We start from the raw sequence: 17703 nt of genomic DNA on the forward strand, positions 1-17703 counted from the left end.
ATAAAAGATCACAGGTAACGCGCCTGATGCACCGATCACGGCTGCAACAAAGGTTTCCAACATGTTGCACGGGATTTTCACTTTTATCGAAGGCGCAAAAAGGGATATGTTGCGTTACCGCACAGATTAATAATGAAAGTCGAGGAACTGTATCATGGCATTTGAACTCCCAGCACTTCCGTATGCATATGACGCGCTTGCACCGGTCATGTCGTCTGAAACTCTCGAGTTTCACCATGACAAACACCACAACGCCTATGTTGTGAACGGCAACAAGCTGCTCGAAGGTTCGGGCCTTGAAGGCAAGTCGCTTGAGGAAATCGTTGTTGCTTCTTACGGCGACGCTTCCAAAGCAGGCCTGTTCAACAACGCTGCCCAGCACTGGAACCACATCGAGTTCTGGCAGATGATGAAGGGCAATGGCGGCGGCGCCATCCCGGGTGAACTCGAAAAGAAAATCGTTGAAGATTTCGGCTCTGTCGATGCCTTCAAGGAAGCCTTCATTCAGGCTGGCGTTACCCAGTTCGGTTCCGGCTGGTGCTGGCTGGCAATGGACAAATCCGGCAAGCTGGTCGTCACGAAGACCCCGAACGCGGAAAACCCGCTCGTTCACGGTCAGACCCCGCTACTGGGTTGCGATGTTTGGGAACACTCCTACTACATCGACTACCGCAACGCGCGCCCGGACTATGTCAAAGCCTTTCTCGACAGCCTGGTAAACTGGGAATATGTCGCAGAGCGCTTCTCCAAAGCTGGCTAATCCGCCCAGGCTTTGTGACGAGATTAAAGAAAGCGGTCCCTTCGGGGGCCGCTTTTTTTACGTTCAAAACTCTTCAGGCCAGCGGCGCGAAGCGTGCAACACCGCGATGACCGTGATCGCCCCGTCACCAATGGCATAAGCAACCAGATAAGGTGTCCCATTCACAATCATTTCGCGTGTCTCGGCAACCCGGCCAACCCGACCAATAAAAGGGTGGGTTGCCAGCTGTGAAACCGATCCCGAGATCAACTGATAGGTCTTGAGTGCTGCAGTCGGATTGCGGTCAGCGATATAATCAAGAATGGCTTTTAGGTCTTCGACAGCCCTGCTGTCCCAGACAATTCTCATCCTGCCTTCTTGCCGGCAAACCGTTCGTCAAATTCGGCGAGCACATCCTCATGACTAACAAGCGTCGCATCACCAGAAGCGATACTTTGGGCACGTTCGGCAATCAGTTCCACTTGCCATTCCTGATGATCGGCAAACTGTCGTAGCGCATCATTGATGATACTGGACCGTGTTTGACCAAAGGCATCGGCCAACTTGTCGAGACGTTCGCGCAACGCAGGATCAACCCGGACTGCCAAGGTATCCTTGCTCATGATCGTTCCTTCCGACAGGAAAATGTTTGCGATGTAATACAACGTATTCTACTGCAAAATAGCGCAAAGAAAAACCCCGCCAGCGAACCGGCGGGGTTTGGATCAAACCAGATTGATGGTCGATCAGATATCGAACTTGATGCCCTGAGCCAGCGGCAGCTCGCGGGAGTAGTTGATGGTGTTGGTTGCGCGGCGCATGTAACCTTTCCATGCGTCCGAACCGGACTCACGACCGCCACCGGTTTCTTTTTCACCACCGAAGGCACCACCGATTTCAGCACCGGACGGGCCGATATTGACGTTGGCGATACCGCAATCGGAACCAACCGACGACAGGAACAGTTCGGTTTCGCGCAGATCGGTCGAGAAGATGCACGACGACAGACCCTGCGGGACATCATTCTGAAGCGCGATGGCTTCTTCAAGGGTCTCGTAGGTCATGACATAGAGGATCGGTGCGAAGGTCTCGTGCTTCACGGTGTCAGTCTGACCCGGCATTTCAACCACCGACGGGGTCACATAGAACGCGTTCGGATATTCCGATTCCAGGGTACGTTCGCCGCCATGTACGGTGCCACCGTCCTTCTTGGCATTGCCAAGCGCGATCTGCATGTTGGTATAGGCTTCTTCGTCGATCAGCGGACCAACAAGGGTACCATCAGCCAGCGGATCGCCAATCGAAACCGACTTGTACGCGGCAATGATTTTCGGCAGCAGCTGATCCTTGACGTCCTTGTGGACAATCAGACGACGAAGCGACGTGCAACGCTGACCACAGGTCCCAACAGCAGAGAACACAACCGCACGCACGGTCATGTCGAGATCGGCCGACGGGGTCACGATCATGGCATTGTTGCCGCCAAGTTCAAGAATGGTACGGCCAAAGCGTTCGGCAACGCGCGGGGCAACTTCGCGGCCCATGCGGGTCGAACCGGTTGCCGAAATCAGCGCGACGTCGCGGCTGTCGGTCATGATTTCACCGATTTCGCGATCACCGACAACGACCTGATGCAGGTTGGCCGGCGCATCACCGAACTTGGCAATCGCCTTTTCGAGGATCTTCTGGCACGCCATGGCGGTGACCGGGGTCTTTTCCGACGGCTTCCAGATCACCGCATTGCCACATGCCAGTGCAAGGGCGGTGTTCCAGGCCCACGGTGCAACCGGGAAGTTGAACGCGGTGATCAGGCCAACAACACCCAGCGGATGCCAGTTTTCCATCATTTTGTGGCCCGGACGTTCGGACGCGATGGTCAGGCCATAAAGCTGACGCGACAGGCCAAGGGCGAAGTCGCAAATGTCGATCATTTCCTGAACTTCGCCAAGACCTTCCTGATAGATCTTGCCGCATTCAAGCGACACGAGACGGCCAAGCGGTTCCTTGGCTGCACGCAGTTCATCACCCAGAAGACGCACCAGCTCACCGCGACGCGGGCCCGGCATCTGACGCCATGCGCCGAACGCCTTTTTGGCATTGCCGATCACATCGGTCATCTCGGCCGGGGTGGTTTCGGTTACGCTTGCGAATTCCGAACCGTCGACCGGGGTCTGAACACTAAGCGTGCCATTGGCAATCTCGGCTTCGGACAGACCAAGCTCGGTCAGAATGGATTTGTAGCTCACAGTAAAACTCCCTTCGTTTTAAACTTTCCGGCGCGGATCACCGGCAAATTCGATCTCTGTTCAATCCTTGATACCTGCCACCGTGGGCAGCAGCTTGGCGATGATGGCAAAGGCCTCATCAACCTGATCAAACGGAATGGTCAAAGGTGCCAGCAGGCGCACCACATTGGCGTGCTCACCACTTGGCATTAACAATAGCCCGTTGTCCCGGGCCAGTTGCAACAAGGTTTGCAGACGTTTGGGTGACGGTTTGCCGTCATCTGCAATCAACTCAAAAGCACGCATCGCGCCGATCCCGCGCATATTGCCAATCACATGCCCACCGGGCAGATCGCGCAACCATGCAATGTGGGTGGCGTATTTTTCACCAAGCTGTTTGGCACGTGCCGGAAGCTTGTCGGCCTCGAGAACCTCAAACACGCCGGTTGCGGCAGCACAGGCCACCGGGTTGCCCGAATAAGTGCCGCCAAGCCCGCCCGGGGCCAGCGCATTCATCACGTCCTCGGCACCGGTAATGGCCGCCAGCGGGAAGCCCCCGCCAATCCCCTTGCCCATGACAAGGATATCGGGCGAGACACCGGCATGCTCAATGGCGAACAGTTTTCCGGTCCGTGCAAAGCCCGACTGGATTTCATCGGCAATCAGAACCATGCCGTTCTCATCACACAGACGGCGCAGGGCTACCAGGAATTCACCATCGGCGGCCCGAAAACCACCTTCACCCTGGACCGGTTCAATCACCACCGCGCCCACCGATGCCGGATCTGCGGAAACGGCAAACAGCTTGGCGATGGCGGCCATCGCATCATCAACCGATACACCGGTTTCCGGGCAAGGATATGGCAGATGCCAAACCGGTCCCGGCAACGGCCCGAGCCCGGTCTTATAGGGTTTGGTTTTGCCGGTCAGTGCCAAGGTGGCAAGGGTTCGACCATGAAAGCCGCCCTCAAAGGCAATCACCCCGGTACGACCGGTAAAGGCACGCGCAAGCTTCAGCGCGTTTTCCATCGCCTCTGCCCCGGAATTGGTCAGCATGGATTTTGCCGGACCTTCAATCGGGCAGTTTGCCGCCAGCCATTCGGTCACCGCGACATAGGGTTCGTGGGGCAAAGCATTATAGCAGCTGTGGGTAAAGCGTTCGCATTGGGCGGCAACGCGATCCATCACCACCGGGTTACGATGCCCGACATTCAAAACACCGATCCCGCCAATGAAATCGATATAGCGTGTGCCCTCAACATCCCATGCTTCGGCATTGAGCGCGCGATCGAGATAAACCGGATGCACATTGCGAACACCAGCAGATATCGAGCCCGTGGCACGATCCCGGATCAAGGTGCTGTCATCAGCAGATTTAGTGTTGTCGTCACGGGGCATGTGGGGCTGCTCCGACCTTTTTGATGATACAAACGAATTAGATAACATTCAGCTCAAGAACCGGAGCATTGTCGCGAATGCGTTCATAGCCAAACACCGACAGGTCCAATGTTTCATAGCCGCCTGTCGTGATCAGCTCGGCAATGCCACGACCGACAGCCGGACTTTGTTGCAGGCCATGGCCCGAGAACCCGTTGGCGAAGATGAAGTTTTTAACATCCGTGTGACGGCCCAGAATCGCGTTCTGATCAAGCAGGTTATAGGAATAATGACCCGCCCAAGCATTAACGACCTTGATGGCTTCGAACCGCTCACAACGTTCATAGAGGCCGGGCCAGATGATTTCGTCAAACAGGCTATGATCGACATCGAAATCCCAGCATTCCGGATCGCGATCCTTGGGCGGGGCAATGCCGGTGATGAAAAACTCACCTTCCGGGCGGACATAAAGACCACTTGGGTCAATCAGCATCGGGCAGGACGCGTTGATGTCTTCGGCGTCCCGACAATTAAAGACAAAGATGCAGCGTTTGCGCGGCTCAACCGGGATTTCAAGGCCCGCCATCCGGGCGACCTTTGATCCACCGGTGCCCGCGGCATTCACAAGCTGGCCACAGCCGAAACGACGACCGTCTTTCAGAACCACGCCCGTGACCTGATCACCATCACGCAGGACTTCGATGACTTCGCCGTCAATGTAATCGGCACCGCGACGACGCGCCTGTTTGCGAAATGACTGCATCAGGGAATAGGCGTCAAACCAGCCCTCCCCACTGCGACCCCAGCAACCGGCCGACAGATCGGATGTGTTCATCCACGGGTATTTCGCGGCCAAATCATCGGGCTCCATCCAGACGATGTCACCGCCAAACTCGGTCTGCGTTGCATGGTTCTGACGCAGGATATCGCGGCCCTGATCGGTTGCGAGAATGAGATAGCCCTTTTCATGCAGGGCAATGTCGACGTCCGGATCAAGATCACGTTTCAGGTTGTGCAGGAACTGAATGCCATAGGCCGACATTTCGATATTGATCGGGGTCGAAAATTGCTGGCGGATCGACGCGGCTGAAAGGGCGGTCGAACAGAACTCATAGGTCGAGTCCTTTTCAATCACCAGAACCCGGCCCTTGAAATCATCACGCCCGGTCAGATGCCATGCGATGGAACTACCAACAACCGCACCACCGACGATGATCACATCATAATTTTCGTCAACAGAACCCATTCTTGCCTTCTACCCGATGCAATTTGTTGTCGTCCGGCCCTTGATGGTCCGGTGTTTTGCACGATTGCGCCAGATACCGTTCCTGAATGAAAGGGAAGCTATCCTTCCAAAACATTCCAAAGTAACAGTATTCCAGCGCGACTGGCTTTCGGCCCAAACGCTTCACGGGGTGGCGCGAGGGGGCGTAGAACCAGTTAAAATCCTATGTCTTGGATGAAAAGCAAACAAACGATATATTCGCACCATATCATTCCGTTTTGTTATGAACTGGTTTCGCCATGCGCCGCGTCCTGCCATCCCTTACCGCCCTGCAATTCTTTGAAAGCTCGGCCCGGCATCTGTCCTTTACCCGGGCGGCCGAAGAACTCAATGTCACGCAAAGCGCGATCAGCCGGCAGATCCGTGCGCTTGAGGAGTATCTCGGACGTGATCTTTTTCGCCGAGTCAAAAAGCGCCTGAAACTGACCGCCGCCGGTGAAGCTTATGCCGCCCAGGTGCGTGATCTTCTCGATCGGGCAGAAGCCGCCACCTTGCAGGTCATGGCCTATTCCGATGCGGGCGGGATGCTCAATGTCGGAACGCTGCCGACCTTTGGCGCGCGCTGGCTGGTCCCGCGCCTTGGTGATTTCAAGGCAACCTGGCCTGACATTCAGCTCAATCTCATTACCCAGACGCGGGAATTCAATTTCGATCGCGAGGGAATTGATATCGCCATTCATTTTGGCGAAGACAACCTGCCCGGCTGTGTGACCCATCGTTTGATGGGGGAAACCCTGATTGCGGTTTGCGCGCCCAAGCTGCTTAAGGAAAATGACGACCTGCCGATTGCCCGCGAACGGGTGCGCAACTGTACACTGTTGCAGCATTCCACCCGCCCGCGCGCCTGGCAGGACTGGCTGGCGGCGACGGGCGTTGGTGTTGTCGATGAGCTGGCCGGCCCGCGGTTTGAGCATTTTCACATGGTCATTCAGGCGGCAGTAGCGGGGCTTGGGCTGGCGCTTTTGCCGGAATTTCTGGTGCGGGAAGAACTTGAAAGCGGGCGTCTGGTCGCACCGTTTGATGTGGCGATCCCCAATCAGCACGCCTATTACGTTGTGTATCCCAAGGAAAAGGAAAACAACTTTGCGGTCCGCGCCTTTCGCGACTGGCTGATTGCGACGTGCCGGACCGAACAGGATGGTCGCACCATCCCGTCCGGCACAGCCGCCTGATATCGGGGGGATATCAGGCTGACTGACTGACCAACACCACGCCGCCCGCCGGGTCATTGATCACCCGGATCGGGCTTTTGAACACCGATGACAACAAGTCCGGTGTCATGACATCTGATACCGATCCCTGGGCAACTACTTCGCCCGAACTCAGAACGGCAACCTGATCGGCATAGGTCAGGACCTGATTGAAATCATGCAGGATCATCAAAACCCCGACACCGCATTCCTCTGCCTCCCGCCGGGCAAGCTCCAAAACCGCATGTTGATGGGACACATCCAGGCCGGCTGTCGGTTCATCAAGCAGAAGGAAGCGCGCCCCAGATTCGGAGCCCTCGCTGCTTATCGTGCTGTTCTGAGTGGCATCCGTCATGCCCCAAAGCTGCACCAGCGCACGCGCCAGATGCACACGTTGTTTCTCGCCACCTGACAGGGCCGGATAGGTCCGATCTGCCAGATGGGTGATATCGGCAAGCTCTATCGCACGGCGCACCTGTTTTTGATCAAACTGGCGGGTGGAAACCTTGCGATAGGGCGCACGACCCAGTGCGACAACATCAAACACGGTGAATGGAAATGTCATCGAAGCGGCCTGCGGCATCACCGCGCGTTCCTGCGCCAAATCAAGCGCCGAAATGCTCGAAAGGGGACGGCCATTCTGGAAAACCTTGCCGCCACTTGGCGCAAGCTCCCCTGCCAGAACCTTCAGCAAGGTGGACTTCCCTGCCCCGTTCGGACCAAGGATGGCCAGAACCTCGCCCGGCTCAACGGTGATTGACACATCACGCAGCAGGTAGCGCCCGCGCGCCTTGAAATCAGCCTTGTGCGCCATCAGGGTCATAGACGACGCCTTTTCTTTTCAACGATCAACAACCCCAGGAAAAACGGCCCGCCAACAATGCCGGTGACAAGCCCGATGGGCAGTTCGGCCGGAAGCACAATGATACGTGCGACCGCGTCTGCCGCAGTCAGTATGATCGCCCCGCCCATGGCCGATGCCGGCAGGACGTACCGGTTATCAGGACCCGTCGCCAGCCGCACCAGATGCGGGGCCACCAGTCCGACAAACCCGATAATGCCCGAAACCGCGACGGCTGCGCCAACGACGAGTGCGGTGATCACCGTGGCGCGACGTTTAAGATGTTCGACCTCAACCCCCAGATGGCGTGCTTCGGCCTCGCCCAGCAAAAATAGATTAAGCGGCGTACCCAGCCGGATCAGATAGGCAACGCCCAAACCCATCACGATCAGGGCCGGCATATCCGTCGGGCCATTGCCCGAAAGTGCGCCCATCTGCCAGAAGGTCAGGCTGCGCAACTGGGCATCATCGGCCATATAGGTAAAGACACCCACCCCGGCAAAGGCGATCGCATTGATCGCGACACCGATCAGCAACATGATCGCCGCATCGGTCCGCCCATCCTGACGCGACAGAATACTGATCACCACCGTTGCCAGAACGGCCCCGCCAAAGGCCGCAATCGGTACGCCGTAAGGCCCAATGATCGCATAATAGCTGCCCAGGATCAGATGCCCTGCGACAATCATGCTCACCGCGCCAAAGGCGGCACTGGCCGAAACGCCGATGATTCCCGGATCGGCAATCGGATTTCGAAACAGGCTTTGCATCACCGCCCCGGCAAGACCCAGACCGCCGCCGATGATGATTGCGCGAAGGATCCTTGGCAGGCGCAGGCTATCGAGAATGCGGGCATCAAATGCATCAATGCCGACATCAGAAATGCCGGTGCGCTGTGCCAGATGGACAAACACATCACCCACCGAAATCTCCACCCCACCCATGCCAAGTGACATCACGGTGGCGACACATAGACCGATCATTAAAAGCACCAGAAACAGCGCCGATCGATTGACCGGCAGCTGCATCTGCAATGCTGCGACCCTTTGTTTCACAGCGATCACGACCCCTGTTCGATGCTGTGAAGATGGGCCGCAAGATCGCGAATTTCTGTGGCTGATGCCGGACCAAAACCAAGAATGGTTGATGCCGAAATAGCAAGAATCCGGCCATTCGCCACTGCCTTGTTCAGGCCAAGGATCGGATGGGCCTGAAGCCCCTCAAGCCCGTCCAACTGATCAAGGGTCGACTGGGTCACCAGCACATAATCGGACTCATCCGATGCAATCACCTCGGGCGAGACGGGTTTGAACCCATCAAAGCCCGCCATACTGTTGGCACCGCCGATCATGGTGATGATTTCATCTGCCGTGGTTTCTTGCCCAGCCGACATCGGCTTTCCATGACCAACCGCCATCAGGAACACGATGCTTGGCCGACCCGTGCCATCATCGCCCTTTAGTTCGGCAAGATCGGCTTCTACCCGATCAGAAAGCTCCTGCGCTGCATCCGTGCGCCCCAAAGCATCGCCCACCTGCGCAATGGCACCAGGAAGGTTTTCCATCTTTGCCAAGGACGGCAGGATGACAATCGGAATGCCAAGATCAGTCAATTCGCCAAGCACGACATCCGGCCCGGATTTCTCGACCGCGACAATCAGGTCCGGTTTCAGGCCAATGATGCCCTCGGCTGCCAGATGGCGCATATAGCCAACCTTTGGTAGGCTTGGCACCGGCTCGGGGCGCGTACTTGTGGTATCGGTCGCAATCACGCGATCGCCAGCGCCAAGGGCAAAGACGATCTCGGTCGCGGGCGCCCCGACAGTGATCACACGTTGGGGCGACCCATCGGCAAGGGCGGGCAGGCACAGCCCGACAAAGCCGATGATCGCCAGGATAAATCCAGTGAAATGACGCATCGATTGGTTACTCCGCAACGGCTGCCACATTGTTTTCCAGACGCGGCAGGCTTTCGGCCAGTTTCTGCCAGTCGGGATTTTCCGGGTCCTTACGTTTGCGCTCCCCACAGAAGATCGCGAAATTGTTCAGATCCGCATCATAAAGCTCGACCGTGGTAACAACGCCTTCGCGGATCGGTTTTCGCACAATCCATGCTTCGAAAATCTGATCCATGCGCAAATGCAGGGTGAATGTCGGATCCATGATGTTGATCCAGTCACCCATCTCGCGAATGGTCTTGATCGGGCCGGTATGGATCTGAATGGCACCGCTGTTGCCAACAAAGACCATGATCGAAATGCCGCTTTCTGATGCCTTTTCAAGCAGGGTTTTCAGCGCATCGCGACTTAACCGTTCGGCAAATTCCGGCCCGGCCAGACGCATGCCCTGCTGTCGGCCGACATTAAAGTCCTTGAGCATCCCGTGATACTGATGGACGTCCGTCATACGACGCCAATGCGCCCGCAGGTTTTCGACATCGACATCCTGATCCGGAAGCGTCACAGCCTTTGGCAGGGGCGGCAGGACCTCGATGCCGGGTAACTGGTTGTCGGCCTTGAAATCAGTGATCAACTGGTCATAGGCAGCTTCATCGGACTGCTCGGTCAGGAAAATCTTGTGAACGGCGCGCCCGTCATGATCGAAGATCTGGAAACTGCGGCGGCGTCCAGCACGCGGATTGTTGGTTTCAACCGCAAACGCATGCCCCCAATGACCAAGGAACAAGCGCAAATCAACATCGTGATTAAGCACAAGCCCCATCTCACCATTGATGCTGACCTTGCCGAATGTTCCGATCTTTTCATGCACGACACTTGGATTACGAGTCAGGATCTTGACCTGCCCCAGCTCTTCGAGGCGGGGAATGAAATCACCCCAATCGGCATCAAGGCGCACGACATTACTGCCAATGCCTGCTGCAACCAGCTCACCCTCGCTTAAGCCAAGCTCGGCTGCGATATCGACGGCATATCCCTTGGCCTCACCTGCGGCAAAGGCCGCCCAGGCTTCGGCAGCATTCTTGAAATTATTTTCACTCATGGCGTTTATACCTCCTGCAAGATCAGACGAAGCAGCTTCTGCTTCGTCTGATCCGTTGGCTTAGAATTTCATGCTTGCGGAAATTTTGAAGTTGCGACCGGGCTCATACAGCCCGTTGTCGGCAGTCTGGTAATTGCGATCCAGAAGGTTATCGATACCGGCGTTGAGGCTCAGACCTGGCAGAGTTTCATCTGCATCCCAACGAACAAACAGGTCGAAGGTTGCGTAACCCGGCACTTCGTCCCCGGAGGAAATATGGGTCAGACGATCGACGATATTTGCCCTGCCGCCTACTTCGACTGACTGGTCCACAAACCGATAGCCGCCGGAAAGGGCAACCTTGTCAGCCGGAATATTGGAAAGGTTCTCACCGGTCCGGGTGTTCTCACCGCGAATACGCGACGCGGCCAGCCCGGCAAACATCAGCCCGGTGTCATATGAAATCTCGGCTTCGAAGCCTTTGATTTCCGCTTCCGGCACGTTGACGCTTTTGGTTTCAGAACTGCCAAAAGTCGCACCCTGCTGCTCGATATAGTCTTCGATATCGTTCTGGAAATACGCGACCTTGGCGCGAAGCGCATCACCGCTCGTAAACAGATTATCGGACTTGAAGTTGGTGCCGAGCTCCCAGGTTTTCGCTTTTTCCGCTTCCAGATCCGGGTTGGCGACAAAGTTGTTACCGGGGAAATGATAGCCGCTTGCGTACATTTCAGTCATTGCAGGTGCACGAAAAGCTTCGGCATAACTGACATAGGGCTGCATCCATTCGGTCACACGGTAACTTGCCGAAAAGCGTGGTGAAACCGCACTGTCTTCGCGTGAACGCTGCCCCGATGCCGACAGGTCATAGGAGTCGAACCGTACACCGGCCATCACATCAAGCGCATCGGTTACGGCAAAGGCGTTGTCAACATAAACGCCATAAATGGTCATATCTGCATCCGGGAACAGGTTGGAAACAGCAACCCCGTCACGGCGACCTTCTTGCGAGTCCTGATAGATCTCGCCCCCAACCGTGACCGCCAGTTCGCGACCGGAAAGGTCAAAGCGCGAGGTATTACTACCATCAAGACCAATGGTATCGAGAGTACGTTCATCATGGCGACCGTCGCTGACGCGTTTTTCGTCAAGATCGGTGCGCATGCCATATGCATTCAGGTTGGCATCAATCAGATCATTGCCGATGTCGCGATAGCTGTAGCCAAGCACCATCGAGGTTTCTTCACTCTCGCGATTTACAAGATAGTTGCTGGTGGAATTCACAGCCGCGCCGCTATCGGGGGCTGCGGGCAATTGATGATCATCGCTGTAGCGCTGAACCGTCAGCGTCAAACGGCTTGCATCATTGATATCGATACCGCCTTTGACGAGACCATTGATGTAGTCATCATCGGTGTAAGGTTGCTTATCGCCGTCACCGGCTTCAAAGTTGCCAGTGCTTTCACGCGTCAGACTTACAAGGAAGTCCATATTTTCGGTCGGACGGCCGTAAACCATACCATTCGTCGTCAAACCATGATCGACCGATGCGTATCCGACTTTGACACGCGCACCAAGATTTGCACCCGGCTCAAGCAAGTCATTGGCATCCTTGGTTGTCAGTGCAATCACACCACCCAACGCGCCGGTACCCTGCATCGTCGAGGCAGCACCACGATAAACTTCTACCGACTTCAGGACTTCGGGATCGAAGAAAAACCGCCCCTTGTGACCGACGCTCATGTTTGCGCGTGCACCGTCGACACGCAGGACAACCCTGTCTCCAGTCAAACCACGAATGATTGGCTCCTGAACGGTGCTTCGAGGGCCACCATAAATCTCGACACCAGGCATGCCACGAAGAATGTCGCTCAAATCTGATGCTTGTCGGCGTTCAAGTTCTTCTTCATCAACAACCGAGATAGAAGCAGGTGCATCAATCACCTTCGTCTCATGCTTGTTTGCCGTGACGGTAATGGTATCAAGAACGACTGCGGTTTCAGCAGCCGGTGCATTCTGGCTTTCGGCAGTCTGGGTTTCGATTGCAGGCGTGGATGCCGGTTCCTCGGCATGGGCGGCAACGTTAAGTGCGAGTGTGGAAACTGTCGCCAGAAGAAGGCGCACAGAAGTGGTTCGAGCCATGATGATTCCCCTGTAAGGCAGCTTTAGCTTTGTACCGATTTCGGCTGGCTGGCTGGCTTGTGCAGGGCACTGGCGCGCTGGCTGGCAAACGGATTGTTTGATTGGACAGGCGTTTAAACGCCTATTTGGTCAGGATCAGTTTGTTATTCGATGTCAGGCGCAATCTGTATTCTTCTCCCTGATGGACAATGATGATTTCGCGATCATCACCCATCAGATCTTGCACTTGCATCTGCTTCACTGTTTCGGACTTTCCTGCATGCCCCTTGTCTTCTGCGATGTCGGGCATCGCAAACTCCTTGCTGAATGAAATGTTATTAATAATGATTTGCGGCTCTATAGGGTTGTTGCGAATGCAAGTCAAGTTCATTTCGGAACTTGCGCAGGTTATGGTGATCAAGTTCACCCAACGAAAAAGGCACCCTGTGGTTATCGGGGTGCCTTTAGAAGTGTTTCAAGATATTGAATTCTCGACGATTTTTCCTAATCTGCGCCAATCTTTTTGGAGGATCCGGCGCGCATTGCCGCACAAAGCTGCACCGCGACCACGACAAACAGGAAGTAAAGTGCAACCTGCCAGTCGCCCAGAAGGTCATGTAACGCCCCGAACAAAACCGGGCCGATGGCGGCAAACAGATAACCTACCGATTGCGCCATGCCCGACAACCGGGCGGAGGTTTGCGGATCGGCCCCGCGCATGCCGACCAGGGTCAGGGCAATGCTGATCATGCTGCCTTGTCCAAGCCCCATGCACACTGCCCAGACATAGGGAAGCTCCGTGGTGGCAAAGACAAAGCCGGGAATGGCGATAATCAGCGGGATATGCAGCACCAACATCGCCAATTTCTTGTTGGCGATTTTTGAATAGATCAGCGGCGCGCCAAAGGCAGCCGGAATGCCAAACACGTTAAACAGGGTCAGAAGCGTGGCGGCTTCGGCCTCGGAAATGCCGTGGTCGATGAAGACTTTGGCGACCCAGGCGGTGCCGGTATAGAACATCAGTGACTGGCAACCAAAGAACAGTGCCAGCCACCAGGCTTCAACATTTTTCCAAAGCGAATTACGCGCAACCGGGGTGGGCGCCGCCCCGACATGGCGATAGCGCAGCATCGGCAGCCAACAGACAAAGGCGATGGCGGCAAACATCGCCCAAACACCCAACGACCAGCGCCAATCCCCGTTCGCGGCATTTCGGATCGGAATCGAAATAAATGCGGCAATTGTCGCACCGCTCGACATGGTAAAGGTATAAAGGGCGGTCACCAGCGCCACATGGGTCGGGAAACTGCGCCGCACCAGCGACGGGGTCAGCACGTTCAAAACCGCAATCGCCGCACCCAGAATGATGGTTCCGACCACCATGATGTCATAGGCGCCGCTGGCGCGAAGCCCCTGACCGATAGCAATGAACAACAGCATGGTCAAAAGTGTGGCTTCAAGGCCGAATTTCTGCCCCAGACGCGGGGCAAACATCGACAGGACACCAAAGCTCAGCACCGGGAGCGTCGTCAGCAGGCCAAGCTGCGTGCCCGAAAGTGCCAAGTCCGAGCCAATGATTTCCGCCAGCGGTCCCAGCCCGACAATGCTGCCGCGCATATTGGCAGCCAGAAGCAGGATCGCGAGGAGAAAGCCGATATGCGCCCCCAGATGATGGAAGCCACGCCCGGCATCCGTCGCCGTACTTTTTTCCGCTGATGCTTCCTCGGAGGTGGTCGTTTTCGGGGCGGTCTTGTCAGTCATGCGAGTGATCCGTGTTATGTCGCGATGGTGGTGGCGCGATCAGAATTTCGGGGCTGCTTAAATTCAAAAATCGCGCGGGCTAAAGCGTAACAACAACACCCCACAAGACGCGAAGCGCAATCACCACAAACAGAACCGCAATAATGCGTTCAATCCAGGCTGCATGATCACGCAACCACGGCAAAATGGCCCCGTGCGAGAGCCCGACAGCCACAAGGCAATACCATGCCCCGTCAATCGCCGCTGCGGTAAAGGCCAACAGGAACTTACTAGCCCATTCGAATTCGGGCGACACAAACTGGCTGAACAGGGCGAGGAAAAACAGGGCAATCTTGGGATTGAGAAACGAGATCATGAACCCGTCGCGTGCGGCCTGCAGGATTGATCCCGATACCTTTCCGGTCCCATCAACATCAAATTTCGCACCTGCCTTGGCACCGCGCCAAGCCTTGATCGCAAGCCAGATCAGATAAAGCGCACCAAGAATACTGACCGCATTGTGAAAGACCGGCACGGTTTGAAACAGGATGCCAAGCCCGGTCATGGTGATGACGGCATAAAAGCCGATCCCAAGTGCATGCGCCCAGGCACAGGCAAAGCCTGCCTGACGCGAATGACCGACGGAGTAGCGCAACACAACAGCCAGACTGGGGCCCGGTGTCATTGCGCCAAGAACACAGATGGTTGCAACCGACAACCAGGCGGCGAAGCTCATGACGTTTCCTTTGGGTGACGCAGGTTTATTTCCCGCTTGTTGTGAAGGAAAGCTATATCCTTGTCTGGACCGTTTCAACGGAAATGAACTGTCGCTATGATGCGCATCCGCACCATCCCCCCACCTGAAGGCTGCTTTTCGTAAAATGCGGTTTTAAAACATGTTTCTGCTTCTCAAGAATGCCAACGTCTTCGCCCCGACCCCGCTTGGCATCAATGACATCCTGATCTGCGGCGAAAAGATCGTCGCCCTTGCCCCGGATCTGGTTGTTTCGGTTCCCGCTGATATCAAAACCATCGACCTTGGCGGCAATATCACCGTACCGGGCTTTATCGACGGGCATGTGCATCTGATTGGCGGTGGGGGCGAAGGCGGCTTTGCCACCCGCACACCCGAAGTCGCGGTTGGCAAACTGATTGAGGCTGGCATTACATCCGTTTGCGGCTTGCTCGGCACCGATGCCGCCACCCGCCACATCGCATCACTTTATGCCAAGACCAAAGCCCTTCGAACCGAAGGCATTTCGGCCTGGTTTTTCACCGGCGGCTATCGCGTGCCGTCCCCGACCCTGACGGGCAATATCGGCGATGACGTGACGTTTCTGGATGCCTGTATTGGCCTGAAAACCGCAATTTCCGATCATCGCAGCAGTCAAAGCACGGTCGATGAACTGGCCCGCATCGCATCCCAATCGCGCATTGGCGGCATGACATCGGGCAAGGCCGGGTCTGTCGTCGTGCATCTGGGGGACGGTGACGGGCATTTTGATCCGTTGCTTGCGGTGATTGACCAGACCGAGATCCCGATAAGCCAGTTCATCCCGACCCATGTAAACCGCAAGCGCGCCTTGCTTGATGCGGCAAAACTCTGGGCCAATCGTGGTGGCAATATCGATTTCACCACCGGAATTGACGCCGAACCCGATCCCAAGGGGGCCGTCAAAACATCAACCAGCATTGCCGAATGCCTGGCGGATGGCGTCCCGCTTGATCGCATTTCCATGACATCGGATGGCAATGGGTCACTTCCGGACTTTGATGGCGATGGCAATATGATTGGGCTTTCGGTGGCCTGTTTTGAAACGGTGCCACGCGAATTTGCCAATATGATTGCCGTCGAAAAGCTTGATATTCCAACGGCACTGGCCCCGATCACGACGAACCCGGCCCGGATGCTGGGCCTTTCGGCACACAAAGGGCAGATCAAGGTCGGATATGACGCCGATATCCTTGTTCTGGATGATGCTTTGGCCCCCGATAGCGTTATTGCCCGCGGAAAACCGGCCATGATTGCCAAGGAACGTCTCCTTCGCGGCACTTTTGAAGACTAAACCGGCTTGAAACACCCAAATACCACTCGAAAACACGGCTTTTCGCGCTGGATAGCCGTGCGAGTTGCCTTTTTATCGACATAACTGCCCCAAACAGCCCCTATTATGGTCAAACTGCTTCCCGTTTTCTTGTCCATGCTCGTTTGCCTCAAAGAGGTCCTTGAATGACCAAGCAATGAGAGCAACCACGAAGGGATCCAAGAGATGCGAAAGACAGCCACAATTCTTGCCGTTGCCGGTGCGTTGGGACTGTCCGCCTGCAGTGGATTGAATGACCGAGACCAGAAAATGCTGAGCGGCGGCGCCATTGGTGCCGGTGTTGGCGCGGTTGGCACCGTGATCACCGGTGGCTGTGTAACCTGCGGTGCTGTCATCGGTGGTGCGGTTGGTACGGGAGCTGGTTACATCATGCATGAAAACGAGGAAGCCCGGAAATAAACCCGGATTCGGCACTGATTTTGAACGCGCTTCCACGTTCAAGGTGGTTTTGATCAGAGCTCAATGACCCTGAACACCCTCAAATGGCGGATTTCCCGAGGTTTCGACGTGATCGCCAAAGCACGTACCAACCTGATGCCACCACTTGAGATTGTTCTGTCTTCGGTATTTCAGACAGACCATAACACGTCAAATGCCCGGCTCACCCGGGCATTTTTTGTGCTTATTTGGCACTGTTCAAGACATTGAACCTTTTAAAATTCAATGCCTTATTGGTCGTATGATTTTCGCATTCGTTATTTGTTTTACGTTAACGTCACTTTGTATTATAGTCCTGACATAATCAAAACAAGAATACCAGCTGACTGAGGGAGGCGTTCGTGGATGACATCCTCGAAACCGTAAAAGAAAAACTGCCGCAACTCCGCGGCTTGAATGCTGTCGTCGCCTTTGATTGCGGCGATGACGGACAAATCGTTGTTGATGCCACCGGCGATGAACCGGAAATCAGCGATGATGACCTGTCCGATGCCGATTGCATTCTCAAGATCAAGAAAGCCAACCTCGAAAAACTGATCGCCGGAAAGCTTGATCCGATGCTTGCCTTCACCATGGGCAAACTGAAGATCAAGGGTTCGATGGGTGTGGCAGCCAAGCTGTCATCCATGCTCGACTAACTCTGTCGGGAAGATCCGTTTTATGG

General features: G+C 55.6%; 18 protein-coding genes. 5 read left to right on the top strand and 13 right to left on the bottom strand.

What is annotated here, in order from left to right; translation table 11 throughout:
• The first annotated feature begins 154 nt into the window (after positions 1-154).
• Complete coding sequence (locus tag ACXAF0_RS00865; RefSeq protein WP_297018639.1) at positions 155-760, top strand: superoxide dismutase; 606 nt, start codon at positions 155-157, stop codon at positions 758-760.
• A 63-nt stretch (positions 761-823) separates the two neighbouring features.
• Here ACXAF0_RS00865 and ACXAF0_RS00870 read toward each other — a convergent pair whose 3' ends face one another.
• The 5 genes from ACXAF0_RS00870 to ACXAF0_RS00890 all read right to left on the bottom strand — a co-directional run bounded on the left by ACXAF0_RS00870 (position 824) and on the right by ACXAF0_RS00890 (position 5587).
• Positions 824-1108: a type II toxin-antitoxin system RelE/ParE family toxin gene (locus ACXAF0_RS00870; RefSeq protein WP_475342892.1), complete on the bottom strand. Its 285-nt coding sequence runs from the start codon at positions 1106-1108 to the stop codon at positions 824-826.
• Positions 1105-1362, bottom strand: a complete 258-nt coding sequence (locus tag ACXAF0_RS00875) for a CopG family ribbon-helix-helix protein (RefSeq protein ID WP_475342893.1) — start codon at positions 1360-1362, stop codon at positions 1105-1107. The genes ACXAF0_RS00870 and ACXAF0_RS00875 overlap by 4 nt, the downstream gene beginning before the upstream one ends.
• Before the next feature lie 123 nt (positions 1363-1485).
• Positions 1486-2985: an L-piperidine-6-carboxylate dehydrogenase gene (gene amaB, locus ACXAF0_RS00880; protein WP_475342894.1), complete on the bottom strand. Its 1500-nt coding sequence runs from the start codon at positions 2983-2985 to the stop codon at positions 1486-1488.
• 60 nt (positions 2986-3045) lie between these two features.
• Positions 3046-4362 carry an aspartate aminotransferase family protein gene (locus ACXAF0_RS00885; protein ID WP_475342895.1) on the bottom strand — a complete coding sequence of 439 codons (1317 nt, stop codon included), beginning with the start codon at positions 4360-4362 and terminating at the stop codon, positions 3046-3048.
• Between the two features lie 37 nt (positions 4363-4399).
• Positions 4400-5587, bottom strand: coding sequence for an NAD(P)/FAD-dependent oxidoreductase (locus tag ACXAF0_RS00890; protein WP_475342896.1), 1188 nt, complete (start codon positions 5585-5587; stop codon positions 4400-4402).
• Between the two features lie 278 nt (positions 5588-5865).
• Between ACXAF0_RS00890 and gcvA the strand changes: the two genes are divergently transcribed.
• On the top strand, positions 5866-6798 hold the full coding sequence (gene gcvA, locus ACXAF0_RS00895) for a transcriptional regulator GcvA (protein ID WP_475342897.1): 933 nt from the start codon (positions 5866-5868) through the stop codon (positions 6796-6798).
• Between the two features lie 13 nt (positions 6799-6811).
• On the opposite strand, the gene ACXAF0_RS00900 is transcribed toward gcvA, so the two are convergent.
• The 8 genes from ACXAF0_RS00900 to ACXAF0_RS00935 all read right to left on the bottom strand — a co-directional run bounded on the left by ACXAF0_RS00900 (position 6812) and on the right by ACXAF0_RS00935 (position 15232).
• Entirely contained in the window at positions 6812-7639 is an 828-nt protein-coding gene (locus tag ACXAF0_RS00900; RefSeq protein ID WP_475342898.1) for a heme ABC transporter ATP-binding protein, read from the bottom strand.
• Positions 7636-8712 (bottom strand): FecCD family ABC transporter permease, encoded by a 1077-nt coding sequence (locus tag ACXAF0_RS00905; protein ID WP_475342899.1) that lies wholly within the window; start codon positions 8710-8712, stop codon positions 7636-7638. Before ACXAF0_RS00905 ends, ACXAF0_RS00900 begins: the two co-directional genes overlap by 4 nt.
• Positions 8713-8717: 5 nt before the next feature.
• The gene (locus tag ACXAF0_RS00910; RefSeq protein WP_475342900.1) at positions 8718-9575 is read right to left on the bottom strand and encodes a heme/hemin ABC transporter substrate-binding protein; all 858 of its coding nucleotides are present in this window, start codon (positions 9573-9575) and stop codon (positions 8718-8720) included.
• A gap of 7 nt (positions 9576-9582) precedes the next feature.
• On the bottom strand, positions 9583-10656 hold the full coding sequence (locus tag ACXAF0_RS00915) for a hemin-degrading factor (RefSeq protein ID WP_475342901.1): 1074 nt from the start codon (positions 10654-10656) through the stop codon (positions 9583-9585).
• Positions 10657-10716: 60 nt separating this feature from the next.
• Positions 10717-12777: a TonB-dependent hemoglobin/transferrin/lactoferrin family receptor gene (locus ACXAF0_RS00920; protein ID WP_475342902.1), complete on the bottom strand. Its 2061-nt coding sequence runs from the start codon at positions 12775-12777 to the stop codon at positions 10717-10719.
• Between the two features lie 121 nt (positions 12778-12898).
• Entirely contained in the window at positions 12899-13066 is a 168-nt protein-coding gene (gene hemP, locus ACXAF0_RS00925) for a hemin uptake protein HemP (protein ID WP_475342903.1), read from the bottom strand.
• Positions 13067-13260: 194 nt separating this feature from the next.
• Positions 13261-14517 (bottom strand): CynX/NimT family MFS transporter, encoded by a 1257-nt coding sequence (locus ACXAF0_RS00930; RefSeq protein WP_475342904.1) that lies wholly within the window; start codon positions 14515-14517, stop codon positions 13261-13263.
• 79 nt (positions 14518-14596) lie between these two features.
• Positions 14597-15232 carry a LysE family translocator gene (locus ACXAF0_RS00935; RefSeq protein ID WP_475342905.1) on the bottom strand — a complete coding sequence of 212 codons (636 nt, stop codon included), beginning with the start codon at positions 15230-15232 and terminating at the stop codon, positions 14597-14599.
• A 160-nt stretch (positions 15233-15392) separates the two neighbouring features.
• On the opposite strand from ACXAF0_RS00935, the gene iadA reads away from it, so the two are divergent.
• The 3 genes from iadA (at position 15393) to ACXAF0_RS00950 (ending at position 17677) form a co-directional block, all read left to right on the top strand.
• On the top strand, positions 15393-16562 hold the full coding sequence (gene iadA, locus ACXAF0_RS00940) for a beta-aspartyl-peptidase (protein ID WP_475342906.1): 1170 nt from the start codon (positions 15393-15395) through the stop codon (positions 16560-16562).
• A gap of 204 nt (positions 16563-16766) precedes the next feature.
• Entirely contained in the window at positions 16767-17000 is a 234-nt protein-coding gene (locus ACXAF0_RS00945; protein WP_475342907.1) for a hypothetical protein, read from the top strand.
• Between the two features lie 380 nt (positions 17001-17380).
• Positions 17381-17677: an SCP2 sterol-binding domain-containing protein gene (locus ACXAF0_RS00950; RefSeq protein ID WP_475342908.1), complete on the top strand. Its 297-nt coding sequence runs from the start codon at positions 17381-17383 to the stop codon at positions 17675-17677.
• Positions 17678-17703 lie beyond the last annotated feature (26 nt).

The organism is Thalassospira sp. ABD4_177, from assembly GCF_056160125.1.